At 66.3% G+C, this 17,342-nt stretch carries 19 protein-coding genes; 9 read left to right on the forward strand and 10 right to left on the reverse strand.

Features of this window, described 5'->3' with window-relative positions:
• Positions 1 to 53 precede the first annotated feature (53 nt).
• The 4 genes from dxs to aroC form a co-directional block, all read right to left on the reverse strand.
• Positions 54 to 1,970: a 1-deoxy-D-xylulose-5-phosphate synthase gene (gene dxs / locus ACZL02_RS00410; RefSeq protein ID WP_472938230.1), complete on the reverse strand. Its 1,917-nt coding sequence runs from the start codon at positions 1,968 to 1,970 to the stop codon at positions 54 to 56.
• Positions 1,971 to 2,226: 256 nt separating this feature from the next.
• Entirely contained in the window at positions 2,227 to 2,493 is a 267-nt protein-coding gene (locus ACZL02_RS00415) for an exodeoxyribonuclease VII small subunit (protein ID WP_472934601.1), read from the reverse strand.
• A gap of 24 nt (positions 2,494 to 2,517) precedes the next feature.
• Positions 2,518 to 3,444, reverse strand: a complete 927-nt coding sequence (locus ACZL02_RS00420) for a histone deacetylase family protein (RefSeq protein ID WP_472938231.1) — start codon at positions 3,442 to 3,444, stop codon at positions 2,518 to 2,520.
• Between the two features lie 54 nt (positions 3,445 to 3,498).
• Positions 3,499 to 4,593 (reverse strand): chorismate synthase, encoded by a 1,095-nt coding sequence (gene aroC / locus ACZL02_RS00425; RefSeq protein WP_472938232.1) that lies wholly within the window; start codon positions 4,591 to 4,593, stop codon positions 3,499 to 3,501.
• Positions 4,594 to 4,821: 228 nt separating this feature from the next.
• On the opposite strand from aroC, the gene ACZL02_RS00430 reads away from it, so the two are divergent.
• Positions 4,822 to 5,058 (forward strand): DUF1344 domain-containing protein, encoded by a 237-nt coding sequence (locus tag ACZL02_RS00430; protein WP_472938233.1) that lies wholly within the window; start codon positions 4,822 to 4,824, stop codon positions 5,056 to 5,058.
• Between the two features lie 64 nt (positions 5,059 to 5,122).
• Here ACZL02_RS00430 and ACZL02_RS00435 read toward each other — a convergent pair whose 3' ends face one another.
• From ACZL02_RS00435 to ACZL02_RS00450, 4 genes are all read right to left on the reverse strand, one after another.
• Positions 5,123 to 5,716 (reverse strand): histidine phosphatase family protein, encoded by a 594-nt coding sequence (locus ACZL02_RS00435; protein WP_472938234.1) that lies wholly within the window; start codon positions 5,714 to 5,716, stop codon positions 5,123 to 5,125.
• A gap of 35 nt (positions 5,717 to 5,751) precedes the next feature.
• On the reverse strand, positions 5,752 to 6,585 hold the full coding sequence (gene fabI / locus ACZL02_RS00440; RefSeq protein WP_472938235.1) for an enoyl-ACP reductase FabI: 834 nt from the start codon (positions 6,583 to 6,585) through the stop codon (positions 5,752 to 5,754).
• Between the two features lie 141 nt (positions 6,586 to 6,726).
• On the reverse strand, positions 6,727 to 7,656 hold the full coding sequence (locus tag ACZL02_RS00445) for a DnaJ C-terminal domain-containing protein (protein ID WP_472938236.1): 930 nt from the start codon (positions 7,654 to 7,656) through the stop codon (positions 6,727 to 6,729).
• Positions 7,657 to 7,838: 182 nt separating this feature from the next.
• On the reverse strand, positions 7,839 to 8,264 hold the full coding sequence (locus tag ACZL02_RS00450) for an RT0821/Lpp0805 family surface protein (RefSeq protein WP_472938237.1): 426 nt from the start codon (positions 8,262 to 8,264) through the stop codon (positions 7,839 to 7,841).
• 73 nt (positions 8,265 to 8,337) lie between these two features.
• On the opposite strand from ACZL02_RS00450, the gene pdxH reads away from it, so the two are divergent.
• Positions 8,338 to 8,955, forward strand: a complete 618-nt coding sequence (gene pdxH, locus ACZL02_RS00455) for a pyridoxamine 5'-phosphate oxidase (protein WP_472938238.1) — start codon at positions 8,338 to 8,340, stop codon at positions 8,953 to 8,955.
• Positions 8,956 to 9,019: 64 nt separating this feature from the next.
• Here pdxH and tldD read toward each other — a convergent pair whose 3' ends face one another.
• Both tldD and ACZL02_RS00465 read right to left on the reverse strand, forming a co-directional pair.
• Positions 9,020 to 10,435: a metalloprotease TldD gene (gene tldD, locus ACZL02_RS00460; RefSeq protein ID WP_472938239.1), complete on the reverse strand. Its 1,416-nt coding sequence runs from the start codon at positions 10,433 to 10,435 to the stop codon at positions 9,020 to 9,022.
• Positions 10,436 to 10,539: 104 nt separating this feature from the next.
• Positions 10,540 to 11,025, reverse strand: a complete 486-nt coding sequence (locus ACZL02_RS00465; RefSeq protein WP_472939075.1) for an invasion associated locus B family protein — start codon at positions 11,023 to 11,025, stop codon at positions 10,540 to 10,542.
• 421 nt (positions 11,026 to 11,446) lie between these two features.
• Between ACZL02_RS00465 and coxB the strand changes: the two genes are divergently transcribed.
• From coxB to ACZL02_RS00500, 7 genes are all read left to right on the forward strand, one after another.
• Positions 11,447 to 12,379 carry a cytochrome c oxidase subunit II gene (gene coxB, locus ACZL02_RS00470; protein WP_472938240.1) on the forward strand — a complete coding sequence of 311 codons (933 nt, stop codon included), beginning with the start codon at positions 11,447 to 11,449 and terminating at the stop codon, positions 12,377 to 12,379.
• Positions 12,380 to 12,401: 22 nt separating this feature from the next.
• A complete protein-coding gene (gene ctaD / locus ACZL02_RS00475) occupies positions 12,402 to 14,003 on the forward strand; it encodes a cytochrome c oxidase subunit I (protein ID WP_472938241.1) in 1,602 nt (533 codons plus the stop codon).
• Between the two features lie 144 nt (positions 14,004 to 14,147).
• On the forward strand, positions 14,148 to 15,095 hold the full coding sequence (gene cyoE / locus ACZL02_RS00480) for a heme o synthase (protein ID WP_472938242.1): 948 nt from the start codon (positions 14,148 to 14,150) through the stop codon (positions 15,093 to 15,095).
• Between the two features lies 1 nt (position 15,096).
• Positions 15,097 to 15,228 (forward strand): cytochrome c oxidase system small membrane protein, encoded by a 132-nt coding sequence (locus ACZL02_RS00485; RefSeq protein WP_472934614.1) that lies wholly within the window; start codon positions 15,097 to 15,099, stop codon positions 15,226 to 15,228.
• Positions 15,229 to 15,232: 4 nt separating this feature from the next.
• Positions 15,233 to 15,841, forward strand: a complete 609-nt coding sequence (locus ACZL02_RS00490) for a cytochrome c oxidase assembly protein (protein ID WP_472938243.1) — start codon at positions 15,233 to 15,235, stop codon at positions 15,839 to 15,841.
• Positions 15,842 to 15,944: 103 nt separating this feature from the next.
• Complete coding sequence (locus tag ACZL02_RS00495) at positions 15,945 to 16,823, forward strand: cytochrome c oxidase subunit 3 (RefSeq protein WP_472938244.1); 879 nt, start codon at positions 15,945 to 15,947, stop codon at positions 16,821 to 16,823.
• 126 nt (positions 16,824 to 16,949) lie between these two features.
• On the forward strand, positions 16,950 to 17,342 hold the full coding sequence (locus ACZL02_RS00500; RefSeq protein ID WP_472938245.1) for a DUF983 domain-containing protein: 393 nt from the start codon (positions 16,950 to 16,952) through the stop codon (positions 17,340 to 17,342).

Raw genomic sequence — 17,342 nt, forward strand, 5'->3', positions numbered from 1 at the left:
CATGCGGCCCGCGCCGCGAAATGGCAAGCTTCGAATGATTCCAGGCTTTCGCCCTAGGCCTTCATCACGCGGCTGGCGCTGGTTCCGAGCGCCTTGAATACCGCGTCGACGATGCCGGTCTTGTCGAGGCCCGCCTGGCGGATCATCGCGTCTGGAGCGGCATGGTCGATGAAGGTGTCGGGCATCACCAGCGGGCGGACCTTCAAGCCATGCTCCAGCAGGCCGCGCACCGCGAGGAACTGCAGAACCTGCGTCGCGAAGCCACCGGTGGCGCCTTCCTCGATGAGGATCAGCACCTCGTGCTCGCGGGCGAGGCGCGAGATCAGGTCGGCGTCGAGCGGCTTGGCGAAGCGCGCGTCGGCGACGGTCGTGGAAAGGCCGAAAGTCTCGAGTTCCTCGGCTGCGGCAAGGCTGTCGGCGAGGCGCGAGCCGAAGGAGAGGATGGCGACCTTGGTGCCCTCGACGAGAACCCGGCCCTTGCCGATCTGGAGGGCGACGCCGCGCTCGGGCATCTCGACGCCGGTGCCGTTGCCGCGGGGATAGCGGAAGGAGATCGGCCCTTCCTCGTGCACGGCGGCGGTGCGCACCATGTGGCGCAGCTCCGCCTCGTCGGCGGCGGCCATCACCACCATGCCCGGCAGCGGCACTAGGAAGCCGGTGTCGAAGGAACCGGCATGGGTCGGGCCGTCGGCGCCGACGAAGCCGGCGCGGTCGATGGCGAAGCGCACCGGCAGATGCTGGATCGCGACGTCGTGCACGATCTGGTCGTAGGCGCGCTGCAGGAAGGTCGAGTAAACAGCGACGAACGGCTTGTAGCCCTCCGAGGCCAGGCCCGCGGCGAAGGTGACGGCGTGCTGCTCGGCGATGCCGACGTCGAAGGTGCGGGTCGGGAACGCCTCGCCGAAAAGATCGAGGCCGGTGCCGTTCGGCATGGCGGCGTTGATCGCGACGATCTTCTCGTCGTCGCGAGCTTCCTGCACGAGGCTCTCGGCGAAGACGGCGGTGTAGCTCGGGGCGTTCGCCTTGGCTTTCGCCTGCGCGCCGGTGATGACATCGAACTTCGAGACGCCGTGATACTTGTCGGCCGAGCTTTCGGCCGGCCCGTAGCCCTTGCCCTTCTTGGTGACGACGTGGACGAGGATCGGGCCGTTCTTGGCGTCGCGGACGTTCTTAAGGACGGGCAGCAGATGGTCGAGGTCGTGGCCGTCGATCGGGCCGACATAGTAGAAGCCGAGCTCCTCGAACATCGTGCCGCCGGTGAAGAAGGCGCGGGTGTATTCCTCGGTCTTGCGGGCGCCCTCGCGCATGAAGTCCGGCAGGATCTTGGTGAGGTTCTTAGCCTTGTCGCGCAGGCCCCGATAGGTCTTGCCGGAGACGAGGCGTGCGAGATAGGCGCTCATCGCACCGGTCGGCGGGGCGATCGACATGTCGTTGTCGTTGAGGATGACGATCAGCCGGGCGTCGAGCGCGCCGGCATTGTTCATCGCCTCGTAGGCCATGCCGGCCGACATCGCGCCATCGCCGATGACGGCGACGACATTGTTGGCGCCGCCGGCGAGATCGCGGGCGACCGCCATGCCGAGGCCGGCCGAAATCGACGTCGAGGAATGGCCCGCGCCGAACGGGTCGTATTCGCTCTCGGTGCGCTTGGCGAAGCCGGAGAGGCTGCCTTCCTGCCGGATGGTGCGCATGCCCTGGCGGCGGCCGGTCAGAATCTTGTGCGGATAGGCCTGATGCCCGACGTCCCAGATGATGCGGTCGTCCGGCGTGTTGAAGACGTAGTGCAGCGCGACCGTCAGCTCGACCACGCCGAGCCCCGCACCGAGGTGCCCGCCGGTGCGCGACACCGCATCAATCAGATCGGTGCGCAGTTCGTCGGCGACCTGGCGCAGATCGCTTTCCTTCATCGCCCGGAGATCAGCAGGGGACTCGATCCGATCGAGGAGGGGGGTCTCAGGCTGATCTGACACGGAACTCGGCACCTTTCACTGTCCTCGCAGTCCTGAACCGGACCGGTGGCGTCGAAGGCCATGTCGGCACGGCCCTTGTCGTTGTTCTCAGTTTGTCGCTGTTCTTAGATCGTGTCGAAAGTGACCTCGACAAGGCGTTATGCCCGACAAGGTGCTTTTACGCACCTCTCGCTGCGGAAAATTTGCTCAAGTGCACCCAGGACGTCTCGTCCGAAGGAGCCAGAACGCTTCCGTTCGCTCGCGGCCTGATCAGGATTTAAGCGGGATCGAGCGGCTCGGTGCCCACCGGCTTGCCGGCGCGCGAGAGCTTGATCTTCTCGACCTTGTCCTCGGCGACCGAGAGCAGGCGCTCGCAGTGGTTCTTCAGCTTCTCGCCACGCTCGTAGATGCGGATGGAGATGTCGAGCGGCACGTCGCCGTGCTCGAGATCGGCGACGATCCGCTCGAGCGCCGACAGAGCTTCCTCGAAGCTCATGCGCTTGATATCCGAATCATCGGCGGGGACGGTGGTGTCTGCGGCCATGCTGTTCCCTTTACGCGATCTCGGTCAGCCGAGCATCAGGCGTTTCACGTGCGCCGACACCGAATTGCCGAGACCGACGAGATCGTAGCCGCCCTCGAGCAGGCTGACGAGGCGGCCGCCGGCATGCCGGTCGGCGACTTCCATCAGCTTGCCGGTCGCCCAGTCGAAGTCGTCTTCCACCAGTTGGATCGAGGCCAGCGGATCGCGGTGGTGCGCGTCGAAGCCGGCCGAGATGATGACGAGTTCCGGCTGGAAGGCGATGAGCCCCGGCAGGACGCGTGTGAGAAACGCTTCCCGAAACTCCTCGCCGCCATCGCCGGACCGGAGCGGTGCGTTGACGATGTTGCCGGCGCCCACCTCGTCGCGCGCTCCGGTGCCCGGAAACAGCGGCATCTGGTGGGTCGAGGCATAGAACACCGATGGGTCTTCGAAGAAGATGTCCTGCGTGCCGTTGCCGTGGTGCACGTCCCAGTCGACGATCGCCACCCTTTTGAGGCCGTGCACGGCCTGCGCGTGGCGGGCGGCGATGGCGGCGGTGTTGAACAGGCAGAAGCCCATCGCCGTCTCGCGCTCGGCATGGTGGCCGGGCGGGCGGGCGGCGACGAAGACGTTCGAAGCCTCGCCGCTGACGACGTCGTCCACGCCGGCGCAGGCAGCGCCGACTGCGTGAAGCGCGGCGGAAAAGCTCTTCGGGCTGACCACGGTGTCGCCGTCGATCCGCGCCATGCCCTCTTCCGGGATGCTCTTGGCGACGCGCCGCACGAAGGCTTGGGGATGGCAGCGATAGATCGCTTCCGGCGAACCCTCGGGGGCCTCCTGCCGGTCGAGGTGCTGGAAGGCTTCCGCCTCCAACGCCGCCGCGACCGCCTGCATCCGTTCCGGCCGCTCGGGATGGCCGAGCCCGGTCAGGTGCTCGGCGAAGATCGGATGGTGGTAGAGGCGCGTGCTCATGTGCTGCGAGCTAGGGCTGGCGCCGCCGGTTTCCAAGCCCTCGCGCCAAAGAGATCAGCCATGACCGGTCTGGCCGCGGTGGCGGAGGTAGTGGTCGGCGAGCGCACAGGCGACCATCGCCTCGCCGATCGGCACGGCGCGGATGCCGACGCAAGGATCGTGGCGTCCCTTGGTCATCACGTCGACCTCCTGGCCGTCGGCGTCGATCGAGCGGCGGGGCGTCAGGATCGATGAGGTCGGCTTGACCGCGAACCGCGCGACGATCGGCTGCCCGGTGGCGATGCCGCCGAGGATGCCGCCGGCATGGTTCGACAGGAATTCCGGCTGGCCGTCGGCACCGATGCGGATCTCGTCGGCATTCTCCTCGCCGGAGAGTTCGGCTGCGGCAAACCCGTTGCCGATCTCGACGCCCTTCACGGCGTTGATCGACATCAGGTTGGAGGCGATGTCCTGGTCGAGCTTGGCGTAGAGCGGCGCGCCAAGGCCTGCGGGAACGCCGGTTGCGGTGATCTCGACCACGGCGCCGACGGAAGAGCCGCGCTTGCGGATGGCGTCGAGATAGGTCTCCCATTCCCTGGCGGTCTCGGGGTCCGGGCAGAAGAACGGGTTGTTGTCGATCTCCGCATCGTCCCAGCGCGCACGGTCGATCTCGATCTCGCCGATCCGCACCAGAGCGCCGCGCACGGTGACGCCGGGCACCACCAGGCGGGCCAGCGCGCCGGCCGCCACGCGCGTCGCCGTCTCGCGCGCCGAGGACCTTCCGCCGCCGCGGAAATCGCGCACGCCGTACTTCATGTCGTAGCTGATGTCGGCATGGCCCGGGCGGTAGCGCTTGGCGATGTCGGAATAGTCCTTCGAGCGCTGGTCGACATTGTCGATCTGCATCGAGATCGGCGTGCCCGTCGAGATCCACTCGCCCTCAGCCTCGCCCGGCACGACGCCGGAGAGGATGCGCACCGCGTCCGGCTCCTGGCGCTGGGTGGTGAAGCGCGACTGTCCCGGCCGGCGCTTGTCGAGAAAAGCCTGGATGTCGGCGGTCGAGAAACGCAGGCCCGGCGGGGTCCCGTCGACGACGCAGCCAATCGCCGGCCCATGGCTCTCGCCCCAGGTGGTGACGCGGTAAAGATGTCCGTAACTATTATGCGACATGGAGATTTCCGCGGATGTCGGGAAGGGATCGGCGACTGCGGTTTAAGTCAGGCCGTGCCGTCCGGTCAAATATCGTGTCGGCAGCGACACAGAGGCTTTATCGCACGCAAAAGACACAATCGGCCCGAACAGTAAGCTTCCAGAGGATGCGGGCAGGTCGCTCGAGGCTTCGGGAGGCGCGCGCGGGCGGGGGCTGTCGTCGTGCCAGGGGTATCAGGATTTCGAGGGATGGACATGACCAGGAAGATTATCGCGTTCTTTGCCAGCTCCGTCCTCAGCGTCGCGCTGACGATCCCGGCCAAAGCTGAAGAGAAGACCGGCATCGTCGCCGCCATTGACCCTGACGCGTCGCTGCTGACCTTTGCCGACGGCAGCACCTATGTCCTCCCCGGCGCGTTCAACTATGCCGCTGTCGAACCGGGCATGGTCGCTCACGTCATCATCGACGAAGCCGCCTGCGCCTGACGCGGATCGCTGCTTCCTCCTTGCACATCGCAGCAAATGGCTGGGCCCTTTCGGGGGAAACCCGTCAGACCCAGTCGATCTTGCCGTCGCGGTATTCGAGGATGAGGTCCTGCGGGATGATGAGGTGCGCCGCATCGGCCGGCGGCATCGCGCCGTAGAGCTTCAGGAAAGAGCGCAGGATCCCGCCATGCGCGACGAGGATGGTCGGACCGGACAGTCCGTCGAACACCGGCTTCGCGCGTTCCGCCAGCATGTCGTAGCTCTCGGCCGGCGTTCCCGGTGGAACGAAGGTCCACTTCGTCGTCTCGCGCTCCGAGACGGCTGCCGGGTCGCGAACGGCCACCTCGTCGAGCGTCGATCCCTGCCAGTCGCCGAAGTGGAGCTCGATCAGCCGCGCGTCGGTCTCGTAGACGTCGGGATCGAGCCCGAGTTCGCCGCGGATGATCTGCATCGTCTGGCGCGTGCGCTGCATCGGACTGGCGATGAAGCGGTAGCCGCCGATCTCGCTGCCGAGGAGGCTGGCCAGCCGCTGGCCGTTGCGGGCGGCCTGGCTGCGGCCGAGCGCGTTCAGCGGAATTTCCTCCTGCCCCTGCAGCCGACCTTCGGCGTTCCAGTCGGTCTGGCCATGACGGCAGAGGAAGAGATGCGGCAAGCTCATGCGGAGGTTACGGTCATGCGGGAGGAGGGGCCGGATCAGTCCTTAACGACCGAGATGTCCGGCGCATCGACGGCCTTCATGCCGACGGTGTGGTAGCCGGAGTCGACATGGTGGATCTCGCCGGTGACGGCGGTCGACATGTCGGACAGGAGGTACAGCGCGGACTGGCCGACCTCGTCGATCGTCACGGTGCGTTTCAGCGGCGAGTTGTACTCGTTCCACTTCAGGATATAGCGGAAATCACCGATGCCGGAGGCGGCGAGCGTCTTGATCGGGCCGGCCGAAATGGCGTTGACGCGGATCTTCTGCTTGCCGAGGTCGACGGCGAGATAGCGCACCGACGCCTCGAGGGCCGCCTTGGCGACGCCCATCACGTTGTAGTGCGGCATCACCTTTTCCGCACCGTAATAGGTCAGCGTCAGCATCGAGCCGCCGTCGCTCATCAACTTCTCGGCGCGCTGGGCGACAGCAGTGAACGAGTAGACCGAGATCAGCATCGTCTTGGTGAAGTTGCCCTCGGACGTGTCGACGTAGCGGCCGGTCAGTTCGTCCTTGTCGGAGAAGCCGATGGCGTGGACGAGAAAGTCGATCTTTCCCCACTTTTCCTCGAGCCCGGCGAACACCGCGTCGATCGTCGCCCCGTCGGCGACGTCGCAATGGCCCGCGACGAAGGCGCCGAGTTCGGCGGCCAGCGGCTCGACCCGCTTCTTCAGGGCATCGCCCTGGTAGGTGAGGGCGATTTCGGCGCCTTGCTCGGCCAGCGCCTTGGCAATACCCCAGGCGATGGACCGGTTGTTGGCGACGCCCATGATGAGGCCACGCTTGCCTGTCATCAATCCGCCTGCGGCGGCGCCGTTCGATACTGCCATGTCGTCCATCCCTAACCCGGTGCCCCGGCAATGCCGGCGCGGCGGCGGGTATGGCATAGCATCGCCCCGCCTTCAAGTTGACCGCCGCCGGCCCGCCCCCTGTCCCGTCCGAACGGCAGCCCGCAGCGACCGCCCGGCGTCCTACTTGTCCGCCGATTCCGCTGCGAAGAAGGCGGCGAGCTGCTCGTCCCTCTCGGCCGGCAGGACGATCCGCACCGCCACCAGGATATCGCCCCGCTCGCCGCTGACCTTGGTCAGGCCCTTGCCCTTGAGGCGAAGCGTCTTGCCGGAATTCGTCCAGGCCGGCAGCGACAGCGAGATCCGCCCGTCCAGCGTCTCTACCGGGACCTTGCCGCCGAGGACGGCGGTGCGGATCGGCACGGGGAGGTCGAGCTTCAGGTCGCGGCCATCGACCTCGAAGCGCCGGTGCGGCACGAAATCGATGGTGATCAGCGCGTCGCCGGCCGGGGCGCCATTGCCGAAGCCCGGCTGGCCCTGCCCGCGCAGGCGGATGGTTTGGCCGTTCTCGACGCCGTCAGGCAGCTTGATGGCGAGATGCTTGCCGGACGGAAAGATCGCCTCGACTTTCTCCTCCGCGACGATGTCCTCCAGCCGGACCTTGAGGTTGGCGCGGATGTCCTCGCCCTTGGCGGCCGCCTGCCGCGCCCCGGTGAAGCCTGGCCGCGCGCCGCCGCGGGCCTGCGCGCCGCGGCCACCGAAGGCCTGCTCGAAGAAATCGCCGAAGATGCTGTCCGCCTCGCCGCCACCCGAGCGGAAGTCGAACGACTGGCCGCCGCCGGCATTGCCGAACGGGCTGCCGCCGCCGCCGGGAAATCCCTGGAACTTCGGCTTGCCGTCGTTGTCGATCTCGCCGCGGTCGAACTGGGCGCGCTTCTCCTTGTCGCCGAGGATTTCGTAGGCCTGGTTCGCCTCGTTGAAGCGCACGCCGGCGGTCGGGTCAGAGGTGTTCGAGTCGGGATGATACTTCTTGGCGAGCTTGCGGAAGGCGCTCTTGATTTCCTTCTCGCTCGCCGTTTTGGCGACGCCGAGGATGGCGTAGGGGTCACGCATGGTTTCGATCCTGGCGGAGTCCGGGGGGCCGGAAGGCTCCACGTTACAAGGGCGGCGGCGCCTCGAGAGAAGCTGCCAGCCGAGATGGCGATGGAAGAAGAACGGCCGTCAATATGGCCCTTGCGCCCCTATATGGCCACTGCGCTCCGCGTTTTAAGAGCCGCCTGCCGCCAAGCGGGCGATCAGGAGCCTTCGTTGAACCGCGTCAACGTCCACTCGCCCTGGCCCTTGGTGCAGGCCTCGCCATTGTAGAGCGCCACGCCGTCGAAGCGCTGGCGCGAGGTCTGGAACTGGCGGCAGATCACGTCGCCCGCCCGCACTTCCTTGATCGCCGTGATGACGCCGGTGGCCCCGGTGTCGGTGTTGGCCCAGGCTGTCGGCTGCTCGGCGGCCGCGTGCAGGTCCGCCGCCGAGACGGCATTGCGCACCATGTTGCGGTCGGAGGTCTGGTCGGGCGCCTCGGCCGGGGTCGCCGGCTTGGCGGGGCCAATGGAATTGGTGACGATGCTGCGGTCGACCATCTCCTCCATGCCGCCGCCGGACACGACGCAGCCTGCGAGCGGCAAAATCGCGAGGCAGATCAGGAAGGGGACTTTGATCAGCTGCATTGCGGTCGTATGTCTCGCAGGCCCGGGTCTTCATCGGCGGTGGGCGGAAGACGCAAGGGAGCCCGACACCACTATGACCAATGAAAGTTTAACCCTTGGTGAAACTGTCGTCGGCGACGATCCTTTCGATCTGTTCGCCAGCTGGCTGAAGGAGGCCGAGGCCACCGAGCCGAACGACCCGAACGCCCTGGCGCTCGCGAGCGTCGACAGTGCCGGCCTTCCGGACGTGCGGATGGTCCTGCTCAAGGGCTTCGACGCCCGTGGTTTCGTCTTCTACACGAATTTTGAGAGCGCGAAAGGCCGCGAAATCCTCTCCAGCGGCAAGGCGGCGATGGGTTTCCACTGGAAGTCGCTGCGCCGCCAGGTCCGCGTCCGCGGGGCGATCGAGGTGGTGACCGATGCCGAGGCCGACGCCTATTTCGCCTCGCGCGCCCGCCAAAGCCGGCTCGGCGCGATCGCATCCGCACAGTCGCGCCCGCTGGAAAGCCGGCAGGTGCTGATCGACCGCGTCGCCGAACTGGATGCCGAGTTCCCCGGCGACGTCCCGCGCCCGCCCAACTGGTCGGGCATTCGCGTGGTCCCGAGCGAGATCGAGTTCTGGAGGGACGGCGAGTTCCGCCTGCACGACCGCATCCAGTTCAGCCGCGTCACCCCGGATGCAGGCTGGACACGCACGCGGCTCTATCCGTGAGGGCATGACACCCGGCGGGAGGGCTTCGGCCGTCCCGCCAATGCACTGTCCGGTGCGGCCGCGGTCAGGCTTCCGTGCCGCCGACGGTGATCTGGTCCATCCGGAGGTGCGGCTGGCCGACGCCGACGGGCACGCCCTGTCCGGCCTTGCCGCACATGCCGATGCCGGTGTCGAGGGCGAGGTCGTTGCCGATCATCGAGACGCGGTGCATCGCCTCCGGGCCGTTGCCTATCAGCATGGCGCCTTTCAGCGCCTCGCCGATCTTGCCGTTGCGGATCCGGTAGGCCTCGGTGCAACCGAAGACGAACTTGCCCGAGGTGATGTCGACCTGCCCGCCGCCGAAGGAGACGGCGTAGATGCCGTCTTTCACCGAGGCGATGATCTCTTCCGGCGTCTTGTCGCCGGCAAGCATCATGGTGTTGGTCATCCGGGGCATCGGGACATGCGCGTAGGACTGCCGGCGGCCGTTGCCGGTGGCGGCCATGCCCATCAGCCGGGCGTTCTGGCGGTCCTGCATGTAGGCGACGAGCTTGCCGTCCTCGATCAGCACGGTGCGGTTGGTCGGCGTGCCCTCGTCGTCGATGGTGAGCGAGCCGCGCTTCTCGGCGACGGTGCCGTCGTCGACGACGGTGACGCCCCTGGCGGCGACCTGCTGGCCGAGGAGGCCGGAGAAGGCCGAGGTCTTCTTGCGGTTGAAGTCGCCCTCGAGGCCATGCCCGACCGCCTCGTGCAGCATGACGCCCGGCCAGCCGGCGCCGAGCACGATGTCGAAGGCGCCAGCCGGCGCCGGCACGGCATCGAGATTGACCATCGCCTGGCGCAGCGCCTCGTCGGCGATGTGCTGCCAGCGCGCGGTGACCAGGAATTCGCCGAAGCCGGTGCGCCCGCCGGCGCCGAAGGAGCCGGTCTCCTGGCGGTCGCCGCGGCCGGCGACGACCGAGACGTTGATCCGCACCAGCGGCCGGATGTCGCGCACCAGCTGGCCGTCGGCCCGCAGGATCTCGACGTTCTGCCATTGCGAGCCGAGCGTCACCGAGACCTGCCGGACCGCCTCGCCCTTGCCGCGCAGATAGGCGTCGATGTCCTGCAACAGGCGGACCTTCGCCTCGAAGCCAGGGGAGGGGATCGGGTTCTCGTCGCCGTAAAGCTTTTGGTTGGTGCGGGGCGGGGCGTCCGCATAGACGCCGACATGGCCGGTCTTCACCGCCGACACCGCGGCGGCCGCGCGCCCGAGGGCGGCCTCCGACAGATCGCCGGCATGGGCGTAGCCGACCGCCTCGCCCGAGACGACGCGCAGGCCAAAACCTTGCTCGGTGTTGAAATTGCCTTGCTTCAGCCGGCCGTTGTCGAAGGAGAGCGATTCCTGCTCGCGGTATTCGAGAAACAGCTCGCCGTCGTCGGCCCCGGCCAGCGTGTCGCCGAGGATACGGTCGATCCCGGCGCGGGAGATGTCGAAGCGCTCGATCAGCGATGCGGTCATGGCAGGCGTCCGTTCCGGTTTGTCAGATGCCCCGACATAAGAACCATCGGGCGTGGTTCCAATGCTCGTGCTGGCTTTGGCGCGGCGCTCGACGCCGCCATCCTTCAGGGGAGGGCCTTGAAGCCCTCGCCGAAACCGTTGAGGTCGACCGGGATGCCGATGCCCTCTTCCGGGGTCTGGAAGACGATGAAGGTCGCGCTCTTGCCCTTGCTCAGCGTCTCCAGCAGCGTGTCGACGAGGATCACCTCGGCATAGCAGCCGTCCGAGAAGCAGCGGACGAACTGGGCGCGGCCGATGTCCTTGCCGTCGACATAGAGGCCGAGCCCGTTCGGGAGCAGGATGCCGAGCGGCGCCAGGATGCGCAGGATCCGCGCCTTCTGGTCGGCGGTCTTCAGGGCGACCACGGAGAGACCGACCTCGGGCCGGTCCTCGGCGACGACGTTCTGCAGCAGCGCGCACTGGTCGCTCGGCGCGCCGGCCGGCTTGTCGCAGACCACCGCCCAGGCGCCATGCTGCGATTTCACCGCGCCGCTGGCGCCGGCCTGGGCCAGCGCGCCCGTCACCGAGCCGGCCAGTGCCGATACCAGCATGCAGGCGCCGAGAACCGTCTTCAGTCTGTTGGTCATGATCTCTTCCGAATCAGCATGGTCGCGATCTTGCGGTGAATATGGAAAACAGAAGGTTACCGCGCGCCGGATCGTCGCATAGGCCGGGGCGTGCTGTCACGGACCCCGTGACCCCGAAAAATTACCGCCGGGCAATTTCCCGGTGAACTGCCCTGCCGGCCCGATTGCGGCGGAATTGCCGCAAGCCTCGGCGCTGCCTTGCGAAAATGTCGCAAGCTCCGGCTAGTTTGGAAATGTTGCAGAATTGGTGTTTTCGTGGTTTGAACCTGACGGGCATCCGGCTAGAAGCGGCGAGGCAATCTAGGCTGGATTGGCGCGGCTCCGCTGCAGATTTGACGATGACGGGATCGCCAAGGCCGACGTGTCCGCGCAAGGGAGAGCATTAGTGAAAAGAACGATCACCTCGGCAGCGGCGTTGTTGGCGACCAGCCTGGGCGCTGCCGCGCAGGATGCGCAGCATCCCGGCCAGCCGCACAACTGGCACATCAACCTGCAGGAAGCACTGTCGCCGGTCGAGCGCAGCATCCACTGGTTCAGCACGTACACGCTCTTCTTCATCATCCCGATCACCATCCTGGTCGCAGCGCTGCTCGCCTGGGTCGCGTACCGCTACAACGAGCGCCGCAACCCGGTGCCGTCGCGCACCAGCCACAACACCCTGATCGAGGTGATCTGGACGGTGGCGCCGGTGCTGATCCTGCTCTGCCTCGCGATCCCGTCGTTCCAGCTGCTGACCGAGCAGTACAACCCGCCGCGCGATCCCGAGCTGACCATCAAGGCCACCGGCTACCAGTGGTACTGGGGCTACGAGTACCAGCCAGGCGTCGTGGCGACCTCGGCGCCGGCGCCTGCTGCCGACCCTGCGGCTGCCCCTGCCACGCCGGTCTCGTTCGAGTCCTACATGATGCAGGAGACCGATCGTCCGGGCTCCGGCAAGGAGGACATGAGCCAGTACCCGCGGCTTTTGACCGTCGACAACGAGCTGGTCGTGCCGGTCGATACCGTCATCCGCGTCCTCGCCACCTCCGGCGACGTGATCCACTCGTTCGCGCTGCCGTCGATGGGCGTCAAGGTCGACGCCGTGCCGGGCCGCAACAACGAATACTGGTTCGAGGCGCTGAAGGAAGGCATTTTCTTCGGCCAGTGCTCCGAGCTCTGCGGCCGCGATCACGCCTACATGCCGATCTCGCTGCGCGTCGTCTCGAAGGAGCAGTTCGCCACCTGGCTGGCTGCTGCCGCGAGCGATGTCGGCGAGGCCAACAAGGCGCTGACCGCTTCCATCCAGTCCGCAGGCACCGTTTCGGTCGCCGGTCGCTAAGATAGGCTTCTAGGAGAACTCCATGGCGCACGACGCTGCCCACGATGCCCATCACGATCACCGGCCGACCGGCTGGACGCGCTGGGTCTACTCGACCAACCACAAGGATATCGGGACACTCTACCTGATCTTCGCGATCTTCTCCGGCATCCTTGGCGGTGCCCTGTCGATCGTCATGCGCATGGAACTGCAGGAGCCGGGTCTCCAGATCTTCGGCGATCCCGCGATGTACAACGTGTTCGTGACCGGCCACGGCCTGATCATGATCTTCTTCACCGTCATGCCGGCGCTGATCGGCGGCTTTGCCAACTGGATGGTGCCGATCATGATCGGTGCGCCGGACATGGCGTTCCCGCGGCTGAACAACATCTCGTTCTGGCTGCTGGTCCCCGCGCTGCTGCTGCTCATCCTGTCGATGTTCGTCGAGGGTGCGCCTGGCTCCAACGGTGCCGGTACCGGCTGGACGATGTATCCGCCGCTGTCGACCACCGGTCACCCCGGTCCCGCGGTCGATCTCGCGATCTTCGCCCTGCACATCGCCGGCGCGTCGTCGATCCTCGGCGCGATCAACTTCATCACCACCATCCTCAACATGCGCGCCCCCGGCATGACGCTGCACAAGATGCCGCTGTTCGCCTGGGCCGTGCTGGTCACCGCCTTCCTGCTGCTGCTGTCGCTGCCTGTCCTCGCCGGCGCCATCACGATGATGCTGACCGACCGTAACTTCGGCACCACGTTCTTCACGGCGGCCGGCGGCGGCGATCCGATCCTCTACCAGCACCTCTTCTGGTTCTTCGGTCACCCCGAAGTCTACATCCTGATCCTGCCGGGCTTCGGCATCGTCAGCCACGTCATCTCGACGTTCTCGAAGAAGCCGATCTTCGGCTACCTTGGCATGGCCTACGCCATGGTCGCGATCGGCGTCGTCGGCTTCGTCGTGTGGGCGCACCACATGTACACCACCGGCCTGTCGCTCAACACGCAGCGCTACTTCGTGTTCGCCACGATGGTGATCGCGGTGCCCACCGGCATCAAGATCTTCTCTTGGATCGCGACGATGTGGGGCGGGTCGATTTCGTTCAAGACGCCGATGCTCTGGGCGATCGGCTTCATCTTTCTGTTCACGCTGGGTGGCGTTACCGGCGTGAAGCTCGCCAATGCCGGCATGGACCGTGTGCTGCACGACACCTACTACGTCGTCGCCCACTTCCATTACGTGCTGTCGCTCGGCGCGGTCTTCGCCATCTTCGCGGGCTGGTACTACTGGTTCCCGAAAATGACCGGCTACATGTACAACGAGACGATCGGCAAGCTGCACTTCTACGTCACCTTCATCGGCGTGAACCTCGTCTTCTTCCCGCAGCACTTCCTCGGTGCCCAGGGCATGCCCCGCCGCTACGTCGACTATCCCGACGCGTTCGCCGGCTGGAACTACGTTTCGTCGATGGGCTCCTACCTCTCGGGCTTCGCCGTCCTGATCTTCCTGTTCGGGATCTACGAGGCCTTCTCGAAGAAGCGCGTCGCCGGCAACAACCCATGGGGCGAGGGCGCGACGACGCTCGAATGGCAGCTCAGCTCGCCGCCGCCGTTCCACCAGTGGGAACAGCTGCCGCGCATTCGGTAAGCGGTCCTCTTCGATCCAGAACGATCCCGGCCTTATCGCCGGGATCGTCGCATGAACAGACGTGGGCCGCCTGCCGGCCCGGCATCTTCCGCTGTCGACGCGGCCGGCCGACCACGCCGGGGATGCACAGGCCCGAGGTTCATCTTGACGCTGCTCAACACAGACATCGCCCCCGCCTTCGTTGCCCGTGACGGCATCAGCCTGGCGGAACCGCGCGACTTCTTCGCCCTCCTGAAGCCGCGTGTCATGTCGCTGGTGGTGCTGACGGCGATCACCGGGCTTCTGATGGCGCCGGGCCATATCGATCCGGCGCTGGCCGTGATCGCGATCCTTTCCATCGCGCTCGGTGCCGGAGCCTCCGGCGCGCTCAACATGTGGTACGACGCCGATATCGACGCGATCATGGCGCGCACGGCGAAGCGTCCGGTTCCGTCCGGCCGCATCCTGCCGGGCACGGCGGCGGCTTTCGGCATGGCGCTGTCGCTGCTGTCGGTGGTGACGCTCGGCCTTGCGACCAACTGGTTCTCGGCGGCCTTCCTCGCCTTCACCATCTTCTTCTACGCCGTCATCTACACGATGGGCCTGAAGCGCTCGACCCCGCAGAACATCGTCATCGGCGGCGCGGCCGGTGCGTTTCCGCCGATGATTGGCTGGGCTTGCGTCACCGGCGGGATCTCGCTGGAAAGCGTCGTCCTGTTCCTCATTATCTTCCTCTGGACGCCGCCGCACTTCTGGGCGCTCGCTATGTTCAAGATGAAGGATTACGGCGCCGCCGGCGTGCCGATGCTTCCCAACGTCTCCGGCGAGGCGACGACGCGGATGCACATCCTCGTCTACTCGCTGATCCTGGTGCCGGTCGGCGTGCTGCCGTTCGCGCTCGGCTTTGCCGGCCCGGTCTACGGCGCCGTCTCGGTGCTGCTTGGCGCCAACTTCCTGTGGCTCGCCTGGAAGACTTTTCGGATGGCGGATGCCGATCCGAAGATGCTGCCAGCCAAGCGGCTGTTCGCATTCTCGATCTTCTACCTTTTTGCCCTCTTCCTGGTGCTGATCGGCGAGGCCTCGGTGGCACGCCTCGGCCTGATCGGAGCCTGAGATGAGCGAAGAGCGGGTGACCTTGACGGAGCGGGAACAGCGCGCGCGGCGCCAGCGCTCGATTGCGATCGGCGTCTTTCTCGTGGTGCTCGTCGGTGTGTTCTACGTCGTCACCATCGCGAAGATGGGCTGACGCGATGGCCGCTGAGAGCCCAATCCCGCGCAACCGCAACCGCGACCGGACGGTCGCCATCGCCTGCCTTGCCTTCGCCTTCGGCATGGTCGGCGCGGCCTACGCCTCGGTGCCGCTCTACCGCATGTTCTGCCAGATCACCGGTTACGGCGGCACCACGCAGCGGGCCGAGACGGCGCCGAGCCGGGTGCTCGACAGCGTCGTGACGGTGCGGTTCGATTCCAACGCGTCTCCGGACGTGCCTTGGGCCTTCCAGCCGACCGAACGCGAGATGAAGGTCCGCCTTGGCGAGGTCCGGCAGACCAGCTACCGCGTCAAGAACCTGTCGAACCAGCGCGTCACCGCGCAGGCGACTTACGGTGTGACGCCCGATACCGCCGGCAGCTACTTCAATAAGCTGCAGTGCTTCTGCTTCTCCGACCAGACGCTGGAGCCGGGCGAGACGAAGGACATGCCGATCATCTTCTTCGTCGATCCCGCCATGATCGACTCGGAGGAGATGCGCGATCTGCCGCCGATCACCTTGTCCTACACCTTCTTCAAGGCGGCGGACGAGAAGCCGGTGGCGGCAGCCGGCGCCGAGGCGGGAAAGCCCGCCGCGAAGAAACTATAGACGACGGGCTGCCGCAGGGCAGCGCGTCGGCGAGCTAGAGCAGTCCGTCGTTCTGGGTTACACAGGACATCGGGACCGAGGGCAGGGAATCGGGGATACAGATATGGCCGACATTCACGGCAAACAGCATGACTACCACATCATCGACCCCAGCCCCTGGCCGTTCATGGCGTCGATGGGCGCCCTAGTGATGTTCTTCGGTGCGGTGGCGTGGATGCGCCATCTCGCCGAGCAGCAGATGGTGATGTTCGGCATCGATTTCGCAACGCCGTGGATCTTCTTCCTAGGCCTCGCGGTGATCCTCTACGTCATGTACGCCTGGTGGTCGGATACCATCAAGGAAGGCCAGGAGGGCGCGCACACCAAGGTCGTGTCGATGCACCTTCGCTACGGCATGATCATGTTCATCGCCTCCGAGGTGATGTTCTTCGTCGCCTGGTTCTGGGCGTTCTTCGACGCCAGCCTGTTCCCGAACGAGGCGATCCAGGCCGCGCGCGTCGAGGCTCTGGGCGGGCAATGGCCGCCTGTCGGCATCGAGGTGCTCGATCCGCTGCACCTGCCGCTGTTCAACACCGTGACGCTGCTGCTCTCGGGCACCACGGTCACCTGGGCGCACCACGCGCTGCTGCACAATGACCGCAAGGGCCTGCTCACCGGCCTGACGCTGACCGTCGTGCTCGGCGCGATCTTCTCCTACGTCCAGTTCTACGAGTATGCGCACGCGCCCTTCGCCTTCTCCGGGTCGATCTACGGCTCGACATTCTTCATGGCGACCGGCTTCCATGGCTTCCACGTCTTCGTCGGCACGATCTTCCTGCTGGTCTGCCTGATCCGCGCGGCCAAGCACCAGTTCACGCCGCAGAAGCACTTCGGCTTCGAGGCCGCCGCCTGGTACTGGCACTTCGTCGACGTCGTCTGGCTGTTCCTCTTCTTCTCCATCTACGTCTGGGGAAGCTGGGGCGCGGTGCTTCACGCCGAATAACACCGCGCCTGGCCATTCGGCCCGGCAGGGTAGCATTGGGAAAAGGCGGCGCACGGAGTGGCCGCCTTTTTCCGTTGGGGGCTGCGCGACCAGAGGGTCGGCGCCGCCGGAACAGGGATTGCCGCCATGCAAGACGATACCGCGATGCATGCGCCGGTCGACGCGGCGAAGTCGGCGATGCGCGGGCGCTGTCCTCAGTGTGGGCAAGGGAAACTGTTCGACGGCTATCTGAAGCTCGCGCCGGCCTGCCCGGCCTGTGGCCTCGACTACGCCTTCATCGACGCCGGCGACGGGCCGGCGGTCTTCGTCATCCTTCTGATCGGCTTCGTGGTCGTCGGCCTCGCGCTGTTCGTCGAGGTCTCCTACAGTCCGCCGCTCTGGGTGCACCTTCTCGTCTGGCTGCCGCTGACGCTGGCGCTCTGCCTGCCTCTGCTACGCATTCTCAAGGGCCTGATGATCGGCCTGCAATACCGCAACCGGGCGGCCGAGGGCCGGCTCGGGGACGGGGACGGAGCCTGA

It is taken from the genome of Mesocryomonas fontinalis (genome assembly GCF_055730125.2).